This window comes from Streptomyces sp. NPDC056128 (genome assembly GCF_042263835.1).
Classification (GTDB): domain Bacteria; phylum Actinomycetota; class Actinomycetes; order Streptomycetales; family Streptomycetaceae; genus Streptomyces.
Window position 1 is genome coordinate 555,499 of record NZ_JBHJVQ010000003.1, and the last position, 16,593, is coordinate 572,091.

At 72.6% G+C, this 16,593-nt stretch carries 15 protein-coding genes; 11 read left to right on the top strand and 4 right to left on the bottom strand.

All coding sequences use genetic code 11. From position 1 onward, the window contains the following. Positions 1 to 8 precede the first annotated feature (8 nt). Positions 9 to 1,601 (bottom strand): acyl-CoA carboxylase subunit beta, encoded by a 1,593-nt coding sequence (locus ACFC1X_RS10675; protein WP_376350899.1) that lies wholly within the window; start codon positions 1,599 to 1,601, stop codon positions 9 to 11. Between the two features lie 110 nt (positions 1,602 to 1,711). On the opposite strand from ACFC1X_RS10675, the gene ACFC1X_RS10680 reads away from it, so the two are divergent. Next, on the top strand, positions 1,712 to 2,575 hold the full coding sequence (locus tag ACFC1X_RS10680) for a biotin--[acetyl-CoA-carboxylase] ligase (RefSeq protein ID WP_376350901.1): 864 nt from the start codon (positions 1,712 to 1,714) through the stop codon (positions 2,573 to 2,575). A gap of 385 nt (positions 2,576 to 2,960) precedes the next feature. After that, positions 2,961 to 4,106 (top strand): adenylate/guanylate cyclase domain-containing protein, encoded by a 1,146-nt coding sequence (locus ACFC1X_RS10685; protein WP_376350904.1) that lies wholly within the window; start codon positions 2,961 to 2,963, stop codon positions 4,104 to 4,106. Positions 4,107 to 4,132: 26 nt separating this feature from the next. On the opposite strand, the gene ACFC1X_RS10690 is transcribed toward ACFC1X_RS10685, so the two are convergent. Next, positions 4,133 to 4,774, bottom strand: coding sequence for a hypothetical protein (locus ACFC1X_RS10690; protein WP_376350906.1), 642 nt, complete (start codon positions 4,772 to 4,774; stop codon positions 4,133 to 4,135). A gap of 209 nt (positions 4,775 to 4,983) precedes the next feature. Here ACFC1X_RS10690 and ACFC1X_RS10695 point away from each other — a divergent pair, with 209 nt between their 5' ends. The 3 genes from ACFC1X_RS10695 to hutH all read left to right on the top strand — a co-directional run bounded on the left by ACFC1X_RS10695 (position 4,984) and on the right by hutH (position 8,650). Next, a complete protein-coding gene (locus tag ACFC1X_RS10695) occupies positions 4,984 to 5,784 on the top strand; it encodes an enoyl-CoA hydratase/isomerase family protein (protein ID WP_376350908.1) in 801 nt (266 codons plus the stop codon). Between the two features lie 56 nt (positions 5,785 to 5,840). After that, positions 5,841 to 6,989, top strand: coding sequence for a diguanylate cyclase domain-containing protein (locus ACFC1X_RS10700; protein ID WP_376350911.1), 1,149 nt, complete (start codon positions 5,841 to 5,843; stop codon positions 6,987 to 6,989). Between the two features lie 122 nt (positions 6,990 to 7,111). Beyond that, positions 7,112 to 8,650, top strand: coding sequence for a histidine ammonia-lyase (gene hutH, locus ACFC1X_RS10705; RefSeq protein ID WP_122615936.1), 1,539 nt, complete (start codon positions 7,112 to 7,114; stop codon positions 8,648 to 8,650). A 104-nt stretch (positions 8,651 to 8,754) separates the two neighbouring features. On the opposite strand, the gene ACFC1X_RS10710 is transcribed toward hutH, so the two are convergent. After that, the gene (locus ACFC1X_RS10710; protein WP_376350914.1) at positions 8,755 to 9,081 is read right to left on the bottom strand and encodes an LPXTG cell wall anchor domain-containing protein; all 327 of its coding nucleotides are present in this window, start codon (positions 9,079 to 9,081) and stop codon (positions 8,755 to 8,757) included. A gap of 109 nt (positions 9,082 to 9,190) precedes the next feature. Between ACFC1X_RS10710 and ACFC1X_RS10715 the strand changes: the two genes are divergently transcribed. The 4 genes from ACFC1X_RS10715 (at position 9,191) to ACFC1X_RS10730 (ending at position 13,424) form a co-directional block, all read left to right on the top strand. Next, positions 9,191 to 9,544, top strand: coding sequence for a hypothetical protein (locus tag ACFC1X_RS10715; RefSeq protein ID WP_376350917.1), 354 nt, complete (start codon positions 9,191 to 9,193; stop codon positions 9,542 to 9,544). A 222-nt stretch (positions 9,545 to 9,766) separates the two neighbouring features. Continuing rightward, entirely contained in the window at positions 9,767 to 11,011 is a 1,245-nt protein-coding gene (locus ACFC1X_RS10720; protein ID WP_376350920.1) for an Ig-like domain-containing protein, read from the top strand. A gap of 171 nt (positions 11,012 to 11,182) precedes the next feature. Continuing rightward, positions 11,183 to 12,670, top strand: coding sequence for an ABC transporter permease (locus ACFC1X_RS10725; RefSeq protein WP_376350922.1), 1,488 nt, complete (start codon positions 11,183 to 11,185; stop codon positions 12,668 to 12,670). Between the two features lie 70 nt (positions 12,671 to 12,740). Then, on the top strand, positions 12,741 to 13,424 hold the full coding sequence (locus ACFC1X_RS10730; RefSeq protein WP_376350925.1) for an ABC transporter ATP-binding protein: 684 nt from the start codon (positions 12,741 to 12,743) through the stop codon (positions 13,422 to 13,424). A gap of 36 nt (positions 13,425 to 13,460) precedes the next feature. On the opposite strand, the gene ACFC1X_RS10735 is transcribed toward ACFC1X_RS10730, so the two are convergent. Beyond that, positions 13,461 to 14,339, bottom strand: a complete 879-nt coding sequence (locus ACFC1X_RS10735; protein ID WP_376350928.1) for a helix-turn-helix domain-containing protein — start codon at positions 14,337 to 14,339, stop codon at positions 13,461 to 13,463. A gap of 169 nt (positions 14,340 to 14,508) precedes the next feature. On the opposite strand from ACFC1X_RS10735, the gene ACFC1X_RS10740 reads away from it, so the two are divergent. Together ACFC1X_RS10740 and ACFC1X_RS10745 are read left to right on the top strand one after the other, a co-directional pair. After that, on the top strand, positions 14,509 to 15,549 hold the full coding sequence (locus ACFC1X_RS10740) for an NAD(P)-dependent alcohol dehydrogenase (RefSeq protein ID WP_376350931.1): 1,041 nt from the start codon (positions 14,509 to 14,511) through the stop codon (positions 15,547 to 15,549). A 140-nt stretch (positions 15,550 to 15,689) separates the two neighbouring features. Beyond that, on the top strand, positions 15,690 to 16,493 hold the full coding sequence (locus ACFC1X_RS10745; protein ID WP_376350933.1) for an SDR family oxidoreductase: 804 nt from the start codon (positions 15,690 to 15,692) through the stop codon (positions 16,491 to 16,493). Positions 16,494 to 16,593 lie beyond the last annotated feature (100 nt).

The window sequence follows — 16,593 nt, forward strand, 5'->3', positions numbered from 1 at the left end:
GCGGCTCCTTAGAGGGGGATGTTGCCGTGCTTCTTCGGGGGGAGGGATTCGCGCTTGGTGCGGAGTTGGCGCAGGCCGCGGACGATGTGGCGGCGGGTGTCGGACGGCATGATCACCGCGTCGACGTAGCCGCGTTCGGCCGCCGTGTAGGGGTTGAGGAGGGCGTCCTCGTACTCCTGGATCAGGCGGGCGCGGGTGGCCTCGGCGTCGTCACCGGCCTCGGTGATGGTGCGGCGGTGCAGGATGTTGACCGCGCCCTGGGCGCCCATGACGGCGATCTGGGCGGTCGGCCAGGCCAGGTTGAGGTCGGCGCCCAGGTGCTTGGAGCCCATGACGTCGTAGGCGCCGCCGAAGGCCTTGCGGGTGATGACCGTGATGAGGGGGACGGTGGCCTCGGCGTAGGCGTAGATCAGCTTGGCGCCGCGGCGGATGATGCCGTCGTGCTCCTGGTCGACGCCGGGCAGGAAGCCGGGGACGTCCACGAAGGTGATCACGGGGACGTTGAAGGCGTCGCAGGTGCGGACGAAGCGGGCCGCCTTCTCGGAGGCGGTGATGTCCAGGCAGCCGGCGAACTGCATCGGCTGGTTGGCGACGATGCCGACCGGGCGGCCCTCGACCCGGCCGAAGCCGGTCAGGATGTTCGGCGCGAACAGGGCCTGGGTCTCGAAGAACTCCGCGTCGTCGAGGACGTGCTCGATGACCGTGTGCATGTCGTACGGCTGGTTCGCCGAGTCCGGGACGATCACGTCCAGCTCGGCGTCCTCGTCGGTGACCGCGAGGTCGGCCTCCTCGGGGAAGGCGGGCGGCTCGGAGAGGTTGTTGGACGGCAGGTACGACAGCAGCTGCTTGACGTACTCGATGGCGTCCTTCTCGTCGCCGGCCATGTGGTGCGCCACGCCCGAGTTGGTGTTGTGGGTGCGGGCGCCGCCCAGCTCCTCGAAGCCGACGTCCTCGCCGGTGACGGTCTTGATGACGTCGGGTCCGGTGATGAACATGTGCGAGGTCTGGTCGACCATGACCGTGAAGTCGGTGATCGCCGGGGAGTAGACCGCGCCGCCGGCGCAGGGGCCCACGACCAGGCTGATCTGCGGGATCACGCCGGAGGCGTGGGTGTTGCGGCGGAAGATCTCGCCGTAGGCGCCGAGCGAGGCGACGCCCTCCTGGATGCGGGCGCCGCCGGAGTCGTTGATGCCGATGACCGGGCAGCCGGTCTTCAGCGCGAAGTCCATGACCTTGACGATCTTCTGGCCGTAGACCTCGCCCAGCGCGCCGCCGAAGACGGTGAAGTCCTGGGAGAACACGGCGACGGGGCGGCCGTCGACGGTGCCGTAGCCGGTGACGACGCCGTCGCCGTAGGGGCGGTTGGCGTCCAGGCCGAAGTTGGTGGAGCGGTGCCGGGCGAACTCGTCCAGCTCGACGAAGGAGCCCTCGTCGAGCAGGAGCTCGATGCGCTCACGGGCGGTCAGCTTGCCCTTGGCGTGCTGCTTCTCCACGGCACGTGAGGAACCGGCGTGCGTCGCCTCCTCGATACGGCGCGTCAGATCCGCGAGCTTGCCCGCGGTCGTGTGGATGTCGGGCTGCTGCTCTTCCGGCTCGGACATCGGGATGCGGCTCCCTGCCTGCTCAAAAGGGGGGACGGTTACTCGTTCGTAGAGTAGTAGGGGGTCTTCCGTTCGGCAGTGCGGTCTTTCCCACACCTAGGGTGGGTTGCATGACGCCGCGCGATGCCTCTGGCTCCCCGAACAACCGGTGGTCCGACCTGGACCGGCCGCCCCTCAACGGCACGGCCCTGCGCCGGGCGCTGGTGCGGGAGGGAGGGCTGTGGCGGCAGGTGGACGTGGTGCAGCGGACCGGGTCCACCAACTCCGACCTCGTGGCCCGCGCCGCCGAGGAGGGGCTGGGGGAGGGGGCCGTACTGATCGCCGAGGAGCAGACCGCCGCGCGGGGGCGCCTGGACCGGCAGTGGACGGCGCCGCCCCGCTCCGGGCTCTTCTTCTCCGTGCTGCTGCGGCCCACCGAGGTGCCGGTGGCCCGCTGGGGCTGGCTGCCGCTGCTGACCGGCGTGGCCGTGGCGACCGGGCTCTCCCGCGTGGCGGGCGTCGACACGGCGCTGAAGTGGCCCAACGACCTGCTGGTGACCGTCGGCGACGAGGAGCGCAAGGCCGGCGGCATCCTCGCCGAGCGGGCCGGCGACGGGGTCGTCATCGGCGTCGGCGTCAACGTCAGTCTCCGCGCCGACGAGCTGCCGGTCCCCCAGGCCGGCTCGCTGGCGCTGGCCGGCGCCGCCGGCACCGACCGGGACCCGCTGCTGCGGGGCGTGCTGCGGTCGCTGGAGGACTGGTACGGGCGGTGGCGGTCGGCGGAGGGCGACCCGGTGGCCAGCGGACTCCAGGAGACCTACGCGGCGGGCTGCGCGACGCTCGGACGCGTGGTCCGGGCCGAGCTGCCGGGGGACCGGTCACTGGTCGGGGAGGCGGTGGCCGTGGACGGCGACGGACGGCTGGTCCTGGCTACGGGCGCGGGAGTGCAGGAGCCGGTGGGGGCGGGGGACATCGTGCATCTGCGGTTGGCGTGAGGGGGGCTGGGGGCGGGGGCCGGGCGGGGTGGGCACGATCCGGTGCGGGGTCGGGCCCGGGGGCGTACGGGAGTGGTGGTTTCGTGGTGAGGGCCGGGGCGCGGGAGCCCGTGAGGGCGGGGGACTGCGTGCGGCTGCGGGTGGCGTGAGTGCGGTTCGGGGCGCAGGCTCGGGGCGAGCAGGGTTCGGTGCGGGATCGGCCTGTGGTTGTACGGAGAGGGGGGCGGGGCGTGTGCCGCGTGGGAGAGCGGTGGCGTTCGCGCGGGATCCGGGGTGCGGGCCGGGCCCCTCGGAGTGCGGCCGCACGGCAGTGAGCTGGGGCACACCTGACGTAAAGTTGTGGCCGGTCGATATCTGACCGCGGCAGATCGGAAGGGCAGCAGGCTTGAGCGTCGACGACACGGGCTCCGGCGCGGACGGGGACGGCCGGGTGGACCCCGAGCCCGGCCCGGACTCCGCCGACTCCGGCGAGGACCCGCTCGCGCTGCGCCTCGAAGGGCTCATTCTGGGCGCCGAGCGCCGCTACACCCCCTTCCAGGCCGCCCGCAGCGCGGGCGTCTCCATGGAGCTGGCGTCCCGTTTCTGGCGGGCCATGGGCTTCGCCGACATAGGCCAGGCCAGGGCGCTCACCGAGGCCGACGTCCTCGCCCTGCGGCGGCTGGCCGGTCTGGTGGAGGCGGGGCTGCTCAGCGAGGCGATGGCCGTGCAGGTGGCCCGGTCCACGGGGCAGACCACCGCCCGGTTGGCCGAGTGGCAGATCGACTCCTTCCTGGAGGGCCTGACCGAGCCTCCCGAGCCCGGGATGACGCGCACCGAGGTGACGTACCCGATCGTCGAGCTGCTCCTGCCCGAGCTGCAGGAGTTCCTCGTCTACGTCTGGCGCCGCCAGCTGGCCGCCTCGGCGGGCCGGGTCGTGCAGGCCGCCGACGACGAGGAGATGGTGGACCGGCGCCTCGCGGTCGGCTTCGCCGACCTGGTCGGCTTCACCCGGCTGACCCGCCGGATGGAGGAAGAGGAACTCGGCGAGCTGGTCGAGGCCTTCGAGACCACCGCCGCCGACCTGGTCGCCGCGCGCGGCGGGCGGCTGATCAAGACCCTCGGCGACGAGGTGCTCTACGCCGCCGACGACGCCGGAACGGCCGCGGAGATCGCGCTGCTCCTGGTCGAGACGATGGCGAACGACGAGACCATGCCGGAACTGCGCGTCGGCATCGCCTTCGGCACCGTCACCACCCGGATGGGCGACGTCTTCGGGTCGACCGTGAACCTGGCCTCCCGGCTGACCTCGATAGCTCCCCGTGACGCCGTCCTCGTCGACGCCGCGCTCGCGGAGGAGCTGATCCGCACGCAGGACGCGCCGGCCTCGGAGGCGGTCGCCGCCGAGGAGGCCACCGCCGCGGAGAAGGCGGGCGAGGATCCGCCGTCGTACCGCTTCGCGCTCCAGCCGATGTGGCAGCGCCCGGTGCGCGGTCTCGGCGTGGTCGAGCCCTGGCTGCTCACCCGCCGGGGCGACGACGCCGACGAGGGTTAGGGCCCGAGGGGGCGTCCCGGCGGCCGTCAGTCGCCGCCGCGCAGGTCCACGCAGAGGCCGATGACCGGCACGCACAGGCTCGGATCGTGCGGTTCCGGGGCGGGTGGCGGGGGTGTGGAGCGGTCCGGGGGCGGGGTCGGCGTGGGGCGCGGCGGGGCGTCGGAGTGCGGGGGCCGTGGGGCGTGGGTGGAGCCCGGCTGCCGGGGAGCGTGCGGCGCGGTCGGGCTGTCGGCGTCTGCCCGGTATCCGGGTGGGTTCGGAGCGTCGGGGATGGTCGTCGTGCCAGAGGACGAGGACGAGGCCGCGGGGTGGGGTGTGGACGGGGCCGGTATCGGTCCGCCCGCCGGGGAGCCGCTCAGGCCGCCCATGGCGGATGTCGCCGAGGGGCCCACGCCGGACGGACCGGCGGTGCGGTCGGCGCCCGGTGTCCTCGCCCGGTCCGTCGCGGTCTCCCGGCCCCCGCCCGGGTCCACGCGCGGCGCGGCCTCGGCGCCGTAGCCGCCCGCGTCGCCGCCGGGCTCGGGCAGCAGGCGTACGAGGCTCAGGGCACCGGCCGCCAACGCGAGGCCGCCCGCGGCCAGCAGCACCTTGCGGGGCTGTGGTCGGCGGTGTCGGCCCCGGCGGCCCCAAGGGTGCGCCCGTCCTGTCGGTGTGCCGGTCGTCGTCATGATCCCTCCCCGGTGCCACGGGCCCCCGCCGCGCCGTGGCGGGGCGACGCTACGGGGTGCCGGCGGCCCCGGTACGACGGTCGGCCGGATGTCACTCGAACGGGTGGACGGCGTGGCGCGGGGGCGGGGCGGGTCCGGCCTTCCGTCGCGCGGGCATGCCTGCGATGATCGGACGGTCGGCTGTTAACACGCGTTAACCGGAGGGTGTCATGAGCGAGGAGCGGTTCGGAGATTTCGTCCTGGTGCGGCGGCACGGGGACGGGCATGTCGCGGAGCTCGCGCTCGACCGGCCGACGGCCATGAACGCCGTCTCGACCGCGATGGCCCGGTCCGTCGCCGAGGCGTGCGCGGCGCTCGCCGAGGACCGGAGCGTGCGGGCGGTGGTGCTGACCTCGACCCACGAGCGGGCGTTCTGCGTCGGCGCCGACCTGAAGGAGCGCAACTCCTTCTCCGACGCCGACCTGCTGCGCCAGCGGCCGGTGACCCGGGGCGCGTACACCTCGGTGCTGGAGCTGCCGGTGCCGACGATCGCGGCCGTGCACGGCTTCGCGCTGGGCGGCGGCTTCGAGCTGGCGCTCTCCTGCGACGTGATCGTGGCCGACCCCACGGCGGTGGTGGGCCTGCCCGAGGTGTCCGTCGGGGTGATTCCGGGCGGCGGCGGTACGCAGCTGCTGCCGCGCCGGGTGGGTGCGGCGCGCGCCGCCGAGCTGGTGTTCACGGCGCGGCGGGTGGAGGCCGCGGAGGCCCGCGAGCTGGGGCTGGTGGACCAGCTGGTGGACGAGGGGCGGGACCGGGAGGAGGCGCTGGAGCTGGCGTCCCGGATGGCCGCGAACTCGCCCGTGGGGCTGCGGGCGGCCAAGCGGGCGCTGCGGCTCGGACACGGCCTGGATCTGCGGGCGGGCCTCGAGGTCGAGGACGCGGCGTGGCGGGCGGTGGCGTTCTCGGGGGACCGGGCGGAGGGAGTGGCCGCGTTCAACGAGAAGCGGGCGCCGCGGTGGCCGGGAGAGTAGTCCCCGTTCGCCCTGCTTGAGTCACATTTCTGCCTGAATCTCCCTAGCCTGGAGTGATGGGAGAGGACAGACGGCTGGCGGCGGTGGTGGCACTGGCGCAGGGCATGGCCGCCGCGCACAGCTCCCGCGAGGCGTGGCGGGCGGCGGCGGCCGGTGCGTGTCTGGCACTGGGCGGCAGCTTCGCCGCGCTGTCGGTGTGGGAGCGCGAGCTGGGCCGGCTCCGGGTCCTCGTGAACGTGGGCAGGCGGGCCGAGGACGAGGAGGAGTTCCCGGAGGACGAGTCCTACCCGGTGCACCAGTTCGCGGAGATCACCGAGTTCCTGCACGAGCGCTGGGCCGGCGGTGGTGAGCCCGACGCCTGGGTGGAGACGGCCGAGGGTCCCGCCGCCGGGCGGCCGGGGTACGTCCATCAGCGCGTCGCCGCGCTGCGCCGCCGGGGGCGCGGCTGCTGCGTCGTCGCCCCGATCGTGCTGCACGGCCGCGCCTGGGGCGAGCTGTACGTGGCCCGCCCGGTGGGGGACCCGGTCTTCGCGCGGCCCGACGCCGACTTCGCCACCGTGCTGGCCTCGGTCGTGGCCGCCGGGATCGCGCAGGCCGAGCGTCTCGAGGAGGTCCGGCGCCTCGCGTACACCGACGCGCTCACCGGGCTGGCCAACCGTCGCGCCGTGGACGCGGCGCTGGACGAGGCCGTCGAGCGGCACCGCAGGGACGACGTGGTCGTCAGCCTCGTCGTCTGCGATCTGAACGGCCTCAAGCGGGTGAACGACACGCACGGGCACGCCGTCGGGGACCGGCTCCTGGAGCGGTTCGGGTCGGTGCTGTCGCTGTGCGGGGCGATGCTGCCGGGGGCGCTGGCCGCGCGGCTGGGCGGGGACGAGTTCTGCCTGCTCGCGGTCGGGCCGTCCGCCGACGAGGTGGTCAAGGCCGCCGAGGAGCTGTGCCGCCGGGCCGCCGAGCTGGAGCTGGGCGACGGGGTGGCCTGCGGGGTGGCGTCCACGGCGGACGAGGTCGGGCCGGTGCGCTCCGCCCGCCGGCTGTTCCGGCTCGCCGACGCCGCCCAGTACCGCGCCAAGGCCGAGCGGTCGGCCGGACCGGTCGTCGCGGGCCGCGAGGGACCGGACGACCCCGTCGTACGGCTCGCCGACGAGCCGTCCCGGGAGGAGGGCGGGGAGCGCCGGCGCTTCCGGGGGCGGCACTCGCCGTAGGGCCGGGTCCGGCCGGGTCCGGCGAGGGGGGTGAAGTCGGTAAGGGGTGAAACCGCTGCCCGATGGTGACGCATCCCCTCGTGACATCAAGGAATTCACTGCGTACGCTCCTGAATATGGATATGCACACTGTGGTGGTGGGGACGTCCGGGGTGACCGCGTCCGACGTTCTCGCCGTGGCGCGCGCCGGCGCCCGGGTCGAGCTCTCCGACGAGGCGGTGGCCGCCCTGGCCGCGGCCCGCGACATCGTGGACGCGCTGGCCGCCAAGCCGGAACCCGTGTACGGGGTGAGCACCGGCTTCGGCGCCCTGGCGACCCGGCACATCAGCCCGGAACTGCGGGCTCAGCTCCAGCGCAACATCGTCCGCTCGCACGCCGCCGGGATGGGCCCGCGGGTGGAGCGCGAGGTGGTCCGCGCGCTGATGTTCCTGCGGCTGAAGACCGTCTGCTCCGGCCGTACCGGCGTCCGCCCCGAGGTGGCGCGGACCATGGCCGACGTGCTGAACGCCGGGATCACCCCGGTCGTGCACGAGTACGGCTCCCTGGGCTGCTCCGGAGACCTCGCGCCGCTGTCGCACTGCGCGCTGACCCTGATGGGCGAGGGGGATGCCGAGGGCCCCGACGGCACCGTGCGCCCGGCCGGTGAGCTGCTCGCCGAGCACGGGATCACGCCCGTCGAGCTGCGCGAGAAGGAGGGCCTCGCCCTCCTCAACGGCACCGACGGCATGCTCGGCATGCTGGTCATGGCCCTCGCCGACCTCGACACCCTCTACAAGTCCGCCGACGTCACCGCCGCGCTGACCATGGAGGCCCTGCTCGGCACCGACAAGGTGCTCGCCCCCGAGCTGCACGCCATCCGCCCGCACCCCGGGCAGGCCGCCAGCGCCGCCAACATGCTCGCCGTGCTCGACGGCTCGGGCCTGACCGGCCACCACCAGGACGACGCCCCCCGCGTCCAGGACGCCTACTCGGTGCGCTGCGCCCCGCAGGTCGCCGGTGCCGGACGCGACACCATGGCCCACGCGGGGCTGGTCGCCGAGCGCGAGCTGGCGTCGGCCGTGGACAACCCCGTGGTGCTGCCCGACGGGCGGGTGGAGTCCAACGGCAACTTCCACGGCGCCCCGGTCGCCTACGTGCTCGACTTCCTCGCCGTCGCCGTCGCCGACCTCGGGTCCATCGCCGAGCGGCGCACCGACCGGCTGCTCGACAAGAACCGCAGCCACGGCCTGCCGCCCTTCCTCGCCGACGACGCGGGCGTCGACTCGGGGCTGATGATCGCCCAGTACACGCAGGCGGCCCTGGTCGGCGAGCTGAAGCGGCTCGCCGTACCGGCCTCGGCGGACTCGATCCCGTCCTCCGCGATGCAGGAGGACCACGTCTCCATGGGCTGGTCGGCGGCGCGCAAACTGCGCACGGCCGTCGACAACCTGGCCCGCGTGATCGCCGTCGAGCTGTACGCCGCCACCCGCGCGATCCAGCTCCGCGAAGGGCTGACCCCGGCCCCGGCCTCGCGGGCCGTCATCGACGCCGTACGGGCCGCGGGCGTGCAGGGTCCGGGACCCGACCGGTACCTGTCACCCGACCTCGCCGCGGCGGACGCATTCGTGCGGGCCGGGCACCTGGTCGCGGCGGCGGAGACGGTCACCGGACCGCTGCGCTAGCGGAGCCCGGACACGCGTGAGGGGCCCTGTCCGCGGACAGGGGCCCTCGTTGCGTAGCGATCAAGCCGTAGCGGTCAAGAAAGGCAAAAGAACGTCAAATTCTCTCAAAAATCGAGGCGTTCCCGGCGTACCGAGTACCCGACGAAGCCGGCGCCGAGCCCGAGGCACAGGGCGCCGCCGATGACGTACGGGGTGCTGTCGAAGCTGCCGGTGTCGGCCAGGCGGGTCGTGCCCTCGTCGGTGGTCGTCGTGGCCGTCGTGTCCGTGGACGCGACTCTGGCCTGGGCGGTGACCTGCGGAGACGGGGTCGCGGCCGCGGACTCGAACGCGGGTGTGTCGGGTGTCGCGTTCGCCGACGGGACGAACCACAGGGCGCACAGGAGGCCCCCCGCGGCGGCGGCGGTCAGCAACGGACGGCGAGCGGATGACACGGAATATCGATCCCCTTGTGGCGCTGGCGAATTGGCCGTGTGGGCAGATGTTAGTGAAAGGCGCGGGTCACAGGAAAGTCACGGGAGGGGTCGGCCTTACGCTCCGGGCATGACCACTCCAGAGACATCCCGGTTCGTCCGTATTCGCGTCGAGCTCGTCGTCGAGATCGACGACGAGGAGGCCCTCACCGGGGCCGCGCTGCAGAGCCTCGCCGACGACGCGGACCTGCCGGACGCGGAACGCGCCCGGTCCGAGCGTGCTGTGACGGAGGACACCGCCGAGGCCCTGGCCCACGTCGTCGACCCGTTCGACCTGGTCGGCGGGGTGCCCGGGGTCGAACTCCAGCAGGCCTCCTGGAGCAGTGAGCAGATCGACTACGACCCCGACTCGCCCGAGTGGGACCTGCACGAGGATGATGACGACCAGAACGACCCGGAGGACGACGAAATGAGGGTCGGCTGACGCCGCGTGGGGAAATTCGTGACCCCGGGTGGCAACCACCACCCGGGGTTTCGTCGTCTCAAAGTGCGCACTGACCGACCCCGCGCCCCCGCCCTGATGGGTAAACGTGGCGTGACCCACACCCGTGAGCGATGTGGAACGGGACGAACCGGTCGTAGCGTTGAAAGTTATTGACGGGGTATCTCGGGGTTTCGGGAATCGGCAACGATGGAGAAGCGTGTGATGACGGACGGTAAGCGGCGCAAGGGCCTGGTGGCCGCGTCCGCACTGCTCGGCGGTGTGCTGGTGCTCTCTGCATGTTCCAGCGGCGACGCCGACACCTCCGGCGGGGACGGGAAGACCTCGCAGGCCGAGGTGGACGAGGCAGCGGCCAAGAAGACGTCCGAGGCCCAGATCAAGATCACACCAAAGGGCGGCTCGGACAACGCCTCCATCAACAACGGCACCGGCGTCACCGTGAGCAAGGGCAAGCTCACGGAGGTGAAGATGACCGCCTCCGACGGCACCGCCGTCGAGGGCGAGATATCCGCGGACAAGACCAGCTGGAAGCCCAGCGGTCAGCTGGAGCGGGCCACCAAGTACCAGATCACGGTGACCGCGGAGGACTCCGACGGCCGCGCCGCCCACGAGAACGCGTCGTTCACCACGGTCTCCCCGGAGAACAGCTTCATCGGCACCTTCACGCCGGACGACGGCAAGACCGTCGGCGTCGGGATGCCCGTGTCGATCAACTTCGACAAGGAGATCACCAACAAGGCCGCCGTCCAGAAGGGCATCACGGTCAACACCAGCAGCGGCCAGGAGGTCGCCTGCCACTGGTTCAGCACCCAGCGCATGGACTGCCGCCCCGAGAAGTACTGGACGGAGAACTCGACCGTCACCCTCAAGCTGGCGCTCGACGGGGTCGAGGGCGCCAACGGGGTCTACGGCGTCCAGCAGAAGTCGGTCACCTTCAAGATCGGCCGCAACCAGGTCTCGTACGTCGACGCCAAGACCAAGCAGATGAAGGTCACGCAGGACGGCAAGACGGTCAAGACCATCCCGATCTCGGCGGGCTCGCCCGAGAACAAGACCTACGAGGGCCAGATGGTGATCTCCGAGAAGTTCAAGGAGACCCGGATGGACGGCTCGACCGTCGGCTTCACCGACGACGACGGCGCGGGCGAGTACGACATCAAGGACGTGCCCCACGCCATGCGGCTGAGCACCTCCGGCACCTTCATCCACGGCAACTACTGGGGCAAGGGCATCTTCGGCCAGGCCAACACCAGCCACGGCTGCGTGGGTCTGGCGGACGCCAAGGGCGCCAACGACCCGAACACGCCGGGCTCGTGGTTCTTCAACAACTCGATCATCGGTGACGTGGTCGTCGTCCAGAACACCGGCGACAAGACCATCGCCCCGGACAACGGCCTCAACGGCTGGAACATGGACTGGGCCCAGTGGAAGGCCGGTTCGGCGGTCTGACCCGAGCCGGTCCGGCCGGACCCGCCCAACGCGGCGCGGTCCACCACCACTTCACCCAGGCGCCCGTCGCCCCCTCACCGGGGTGGCGGGCGTCCGGCGTCTCCCCGGCTTCTCATCCTCCTCTTACGCGGGCCTTATCCCTTCATCACGGGCCGTCCCTACCTTTCGGCCATGTTCTTCACCTACCTGAGGCGCGAGCTGCGCCGCCGCAGAAAGGCGGCCCTCGTCGTCGCCTCCGGCCTGGCGCTGGGCATCGCGCTGGTCATCGTCGTCGACTCCGTCTCCTCCGGCATGGGCCGGGCCCAGGACAAGGTCCTGCAGTCCCTGTACGGACTGGGCACGGACATGACGGTCACCAAGGCCGCGGAGCCCTCCTCCGGCACCACCGCCGAACGCCCCCGCTTCCGCTTCGACGCCCAGGAGGACGGCTCCGAGGAGGAGCAGAGCACCGACCGTGTCATGGTGCAGGGCTTCCAGACGCTGGCCGACTCGACCGTCGGCGAGGTCGCCGGCCAGAGCGGTGTCGCCGATGCCGTGGGCGGACTGAGTCTCCAGGTCGTCAAGGTCAGCGGCGAGTTCACCCGCGGCCAGTTCCAGCAGGAGGGCGGCTCCGGCGGCCAGGGCGAGGGCCAAGGGCAGGGCGGCGGCGCGGGCGGCGGGCAGTCCCCGCAGGGCCGCGTCCAGGGCGGTGGCGCCGAGTTCGACGTCAACAGCTACTCCGTCTACGGCACCGACGTCACCGAGCCCGCCCTCGGCCCGCTGACCTCCTCCACCATCACCAGCGGCCGCACCTTCAAGGAGTCGGAGACCAACGCCGAGGTCGCCGTCGCCGACGCGGCGTACGCCAAGGAGAAGAAGCTCAAGACCGGCAGCGCGGTCACCGTCAAGGGCGTGAAGTTCGAGGTCGTCGGCATCGCCACCGCCGACAGCGGCGACGCGGCGGCCAACCTCTACGTACCGCTCCGGCAGGCGCAGACCCTGGGGGACGCCAAGGACAAGGTCACCACGATCTACGTTCAGGCGACCGACTCGCAGAAGATCGACGGCGTCAAGTCCGCCATCCAGAAGAACATCCCGGACACCACGGTCACCACCTCCGCCGACCTCGCCGACACCGTCTCCGGCTCCCTGTCCACCGCCTCCTCCCTCGCCGCCGGCGTCGGCAAGTGGCTGTCGATCGTGGTGCTGGTCGCCGCCTTCCTCGTCGCCGGCCTGCTCACCTCCTCGGCGGTCTCCCGCCGGGTGCGCGAGTTCGGCACGCTCAAGGCACTGGGGTGGCGCTCGGGCCGGGTCACCCGGCAGGTGGTGGGCGAGGCCGTCGTCAACGGCCTGGTCGGCGGCGTCCTCGGCATCGCGCTCGGCCTCGCGGGCGCGTACGCCGTGACGGCCGTCAGCCCGACGCTCCAGGCCCAGCTCGGCGGCGGCACGGGCGGCGGCGGGGGCGCGGGCGGTCCCGGCGGCTTCGGCGGCGGCATGGGCGGTCCCGCCCGGCAGACCGCCGCGAAGACCCTGGACGTCGCGCTCACCGCACCCGTCAGCGTCACCACCATCGCCCTCGCGGTCGCCCTCGCCGTGGCCGGCGGCCTGGTCGCCGGCGGCTTCGGCGGCTGGCGCGCCTCCCGGCTGCGCCCCGCGGACGCCCTGCGCCGCGTCGAGTAGCACCGCAGCGCTGCAGTGCTACTCGCCTCGCTGCAGCGCCCACTTCCCCAAGCATTCCAGGAGCCACACCATGTACGAACTCACCGGCGTCACCAAGCGCTACACCCGCGGCAAGGACGCCGTGACCGCCCTCGACGGCGTCGACCTGACCATCGCCGACGGCGACCGCCTGGTCATCCAGGGCCCCACCGGCGGCGGCAAGTCCACCCTGCTCCAGATGCTGGGCGCCCTCGACCGGCCAAGCTCCGGCCGGGTCGTCCTCGACGGCACCGACCTGGCCGCGCTGCCCGAGGCCCGGCTGACCCGGGTGCGCAGCGAGAGCATCGGCTTCGTCTTCCAGTCCTTCAACCTGATCCCGACCCTCACCGCGCAGGAGAACGTCGAGACCGCGCTGGTCCCGCTCGGCGTCAAGGCCAAGGAGCGGCGCGAGCAGGCCGCCGAGGCGCTGGCCTCCGTCGGCCTCGGCGAGCGGCTCACCCACCTCCCCGGCGAGATGTCCGGCGGCCAGCAGCAGCGCGTCGCCATCGCCCGCGCGCTGGTGAAGCAGCCGAAGGTGCTGCTCGCCGACGAACCCACCGGAAACCTCGACGAGTCGACGCGCGACGAGATCATGGACGTACTCGACCGCATGTGGAAGGAGCTGGGCCTGACCTTCGTGATGGTCACCCACGACTCGGCGATCGCGAAGAAGGCCCCGCGGGTGGCGACGATCCGCAAGGGCCGGATCACCGTCCGGGAGAACGCCTCGGCGTGACGGGAGGGGCGTACGGCGGGCGGTCCGGGGCGCAGGTCACGTCCGGACCGGCGCCGCCGCGTCCGTCCCCCAGCTGGCCAGCAGCCGCAGCGCGTCCGCCGAGGGCGAGCCCGGTTCGGCGTGGTACGTGACGAAGGCCTGCTCGTCGTCGTCGACCAGGCGGAAGGTCTCGAAGGACAGGGTCAGGTCACCGACCAGCGGGTGCCGCATCCGCTTGACGCCGTAGCTCTTCTCCTTGACGTCGTGCGTGGCCCACAGGCGCCGGAACTCCTCGCTCTTCACGGACAACTCGCCGACCAGCGCGGACAGCCGCGGGTCGTCCGGGTGCCGGCCCGCGTCCATGCGCAGGAAGCTGACCATGTCGTACGCCTTCTGGTCCCAGTCCACGAACAGCTCGCGGTACTCCGGGTTCAGGAAGACCAGCCGCGCCCAGTTCCGCTCCTGGGCCGGCAGCTTGCCCCAGTCGCCGAAGAGGGCGGCGGCCATCCGGTTCCAGGCGAGGATCTCCGAGCGGCGGCCCGACACGTACGCCGGCACCGCCTCGATCGACTCGAGGAGCTGGAGCAGCGCCACTCGCACCGGCTGCTGCCGCTCCCGCGCCGCCGACGTCCGCCTGCGCTGCTGCTTCGGCTTCGCGAGGTGCGTCAGGTGGGCCTGCTCGGCGTCGGTCAGCCGCAGTGCCCGGGCGATCGCGTCCAGGACCTCCGCCGACACGTTCTGACCGTTGCCCTGCTCAAGACGGGTGTAGTACGCCACCGACACCCCGGCCAGCTGCGCCAGCTCCTCCCGCCGCAGGCCGGGCACCCGGCGGTGCCGCCCGAACGACTCAAGGCCCACGTCCTCGGGCTTCAGCCGGGCCCGCCGGGTGCGCAGGAACTCGCTCAGTTCGGCTCGCCGGTCAAGCTGTCCATCCATGGTCTCCAGTATTGCCCGACGTATTCCCGGTCGTACGCCCACGAGCCTGTCCCCGTCAGTGGTACGCACGCCGGACGTACGCAAAGCCGTGGTCTGGGTGACTCCGCGCACCGGAGGCAGGGTGGAGGCATCACCCAGTCAATGCCAAGAGAATCCCGGAGAACCCGGCATGACCACTGTCGCCGCGTACGCAGCACCCGCCGCCAAGGCTCCGCTGGAGCGCACCACCATCGAGCGGCGCGAGGTGCGGGAACACGACGTCCTGATCGACATCAAGTTCGCCGGCATCTGCCACTCCGACATCCACCAGGTCCGCGAGGGCTGGGGCGAGGCCATCTTCCCGATGGTCCCGGGCCACGAGATCGCGGGCGTCGTCTCCGAGGTCGGCCCCGGCGTCACCAAGTTCGCCGTCGGCGACCGGGTGGGCGTCGGCTGCATGGTCGACTCCTGCCGCGAGTGCGACAACTGCAAGGCCGGCCTGGAGCAGTACTGCACCAACGGCAACGTGATGACCTACAACGCCGTCGGCAAGGACGGCGAGGTCACCTACGGCGGCTACGCGGAGAAGGTCGTCGTCGACGAGAACTTCGTCCTCGGCATCCCCGAGGGCATCTCCCTGGACGAGGCCGCGCCGCTGCTGTGCGCGGGCATCACCACGTACTCCCCGCTCCGGCACTGGAACGCCGGCCCCGGCAAGAAGGTCGCCGTCGTCGGGATGGGCGGCCTCGGCCACATGGCCGTCAAGCTCGCGCACGCCCTGGGCGCCGAGGTGACCGTCCTCTCGCAGTCCCTGCGCAAGCGGGACGACGGCCTGAAGCTGGGCGCCGACCACTACTACGCCACCAGCGACCCGGCCACCTTCGAGGAGCTGGCGGGCAGCTTCGACCTGATCGTCTCGACGGTCTCCGCCCCGCTCGACTTCGCCGCCTACCTGGGCCTGCTGCGCGCGGACGGCGCGCTGGTGAACGTCGGTGCCCCCGAGGAGCCCGTCTCGCTCAACCTCTTCGCGCTGCTCGGCGGCCGCAAGACCCTCGCCGGGTCCATGATCGGCGGCATCGCCGAGACCCAGGAGATGCTGGACTTCTGCGCGGCGCACGGCATCGGCGCCGAGATCGAGCTGATCGCCGCGTCCGAGGTCAACGAGGCGTACGAGCGGGTGCTGGCGAGTGACGTGCGGTACCGGTTCGTGATCGACACGGCGACGATCTGACCGGTTGACCGGTCCTGGTTTCCGCCGGGCGGTCGAACCGTTTCCAGGGCCGGGGAAGATTTCTTCCCCGGCCCTGTCACATCCCCGTCCCGCCCCGGGTCATACCGCCACGACACCCAAGGCAGACCGCGGGAGCAGAAATGACGTACCCCTCCACCCCCTCGAATCCCACCACCCCCATCCTGGTCACCGGCGGCACCGGCACCCTCGGCGGGCATGTCGTCCCGCTGCTGCGGGCGGCCGGTCACCAGGTGCGGATCCTCACCCGGCGGCCCCGTCCCGCCACGGACGACGGCGTCACCCACGTCACCGGCGACCTCCTGACCGGTGAGGGGGTCGACGCCGCGGTCGGCGGCGTGCACACCGTCCTGCACCTGGCGGGCGGCCCGAAGGGCGACGACGAGGCGACCCGCACGCTGGTGGGCGCCGCCGCGCGGGCGGACGTACGGCACCTCGTGTACATCTCGGTCGTGGGCGCCGACACCGTGCCGCTGGCCTGGCTGCGCACCAAGCTGGAGTCTGAGCGGGCGATCGCCGACTCGGGCATCGGCTGGACGGTGCTGCGGGCGGCCCAGTTCCACGAGCTGACCCTGACCATGATCGAGAAGATGGTCCGGCTGCCGGTCCTCCCGGCCCCGGGCGGACTGCGCCTCCAGCCCGTCGCCGCCCGCGAGGTCGCCGAGCGCCTGGCGGAACTGACCCTGGCGGAGCCGTCCGGCCGGGTCCCCGACATGACCGGCCCCGAGGTCCACGACCTGCCCGCGCTGGCGGGCTCCTACCGCGAGGTCCACGGCCGCCGTCGGCGCCCGAGGCTGCCGGTGCGCATCCCCGGCAAGGCGGGGCGCGCGTACCGCTCCGGCGCCAACCTCACGTTGGCGGGGGCTCTGGTTGGCAAGCTGACCTGGGCGGAGTTCCTGGCGGAACGGGCGGGCCGCGGCCGGTGAGGGCCCCCGGCGCCCCCGAGCCGGGGGGGGAGCGGCGCCGCCCCCGGGGGGGGGGGTGAGCCGGGGGGGCGGGGAAAATAAAGATGGCGGCCCGGGGGGT

Bases quoted from the DNA above. Each gene is read 5' to 3' on its own strand.
- ACFC1X_RS10735 (WP_376350928.1), bottom strand. From the start codon at position 14,339: ATGGATGGACAGCTTGACCGGCGAGCCGAACTGAGCGAGTTCCTGCGC.
- ACFC1X_RS10690 (WP_376350906.1), bottom strand. From the start codon at position 4,774: ATGACGACGACCGGCACACCGACAGGACGGGCGCACCCTTGGGGCCGC.
- hutH (WP_122615936.1), top strand. From the start codon at position 7,112: ATGCACACTGTGGTGGTGGGGACGTCCGGGGTGACCGCGTCCGACGTT.
- ACFC1X_RS10745 (WP_376350933.1), top strand. From the start codon at position 15,690: ATGACGTACCCCTCCACCCCCTCGAATCCCACCACCCCCATCCTGGTC.
- ACFC1X_RS10730 (WP_376350925.1), top strand. From the start codon at position 12,741: ATGTACGAACTCACCGGCGTCACCAAGCGCTACACCCGCGGCAAGGAC.
- ACFC1X_RS10695 (WP_376350908.1), top strand. From the start codon at position 4,984: ATGAGCGAGGAGCGGTTCGGAGATTTCGTCCTGGTGCGGCGGCACGGG.
- ACFC1X_RS10715 (WP_376350917.1), top strand. From the start codon at position 9,191: ATGACCACTCCAGAGACATCCCGGTTCGTCCGTATTCGCGTCGAGCTC.
- ACFC1X_RS10725 (WP_376350922.1), top strand. From the start codon at position 11,183: ATGTTCTTCACCTACCTGAGGCGCGAGCTGCGCCGCCGCAGAAAGGCG.
- ACFC1X_RS10680 (WP_376350901.1), top strand. From the start codon at position 1,712: ATGACGCCGCGCGATGCCTCTGGCTCCCCGAACAACCGGTGGTCCGAC.
- ACFC1X_RS10720 (WP_376350920.1), top strand. From the start codon at position 9,767: ATGACGGACGGTAAGCGGCGCAAGGGCCTGGTGGCCGCGTCCGCACTG.
- ACFC1X_RS10675 (WP_376350899.1), bottom strand. From the start codon at position 1,601: ATGTCCGAGCCGGAAGAGCAGCAGCCCGACATCCACACGACCGCGGGC.
- ACFC1X_RS10700 (WP_376350911.1), top strand. From the start codon at position 5,841: ATGGGAGAGGACAGACGGCTGGCGGCGGTGGTGGCACTGGCGCAGGGC.
- ACFC1X_RS10740 (WP_376350931.1), top strand. From the start codon at position 14,509: ATGACCACTGTCGCCGCGTACGCAGCACCCGCCGCCAAGGCTCCGCTG.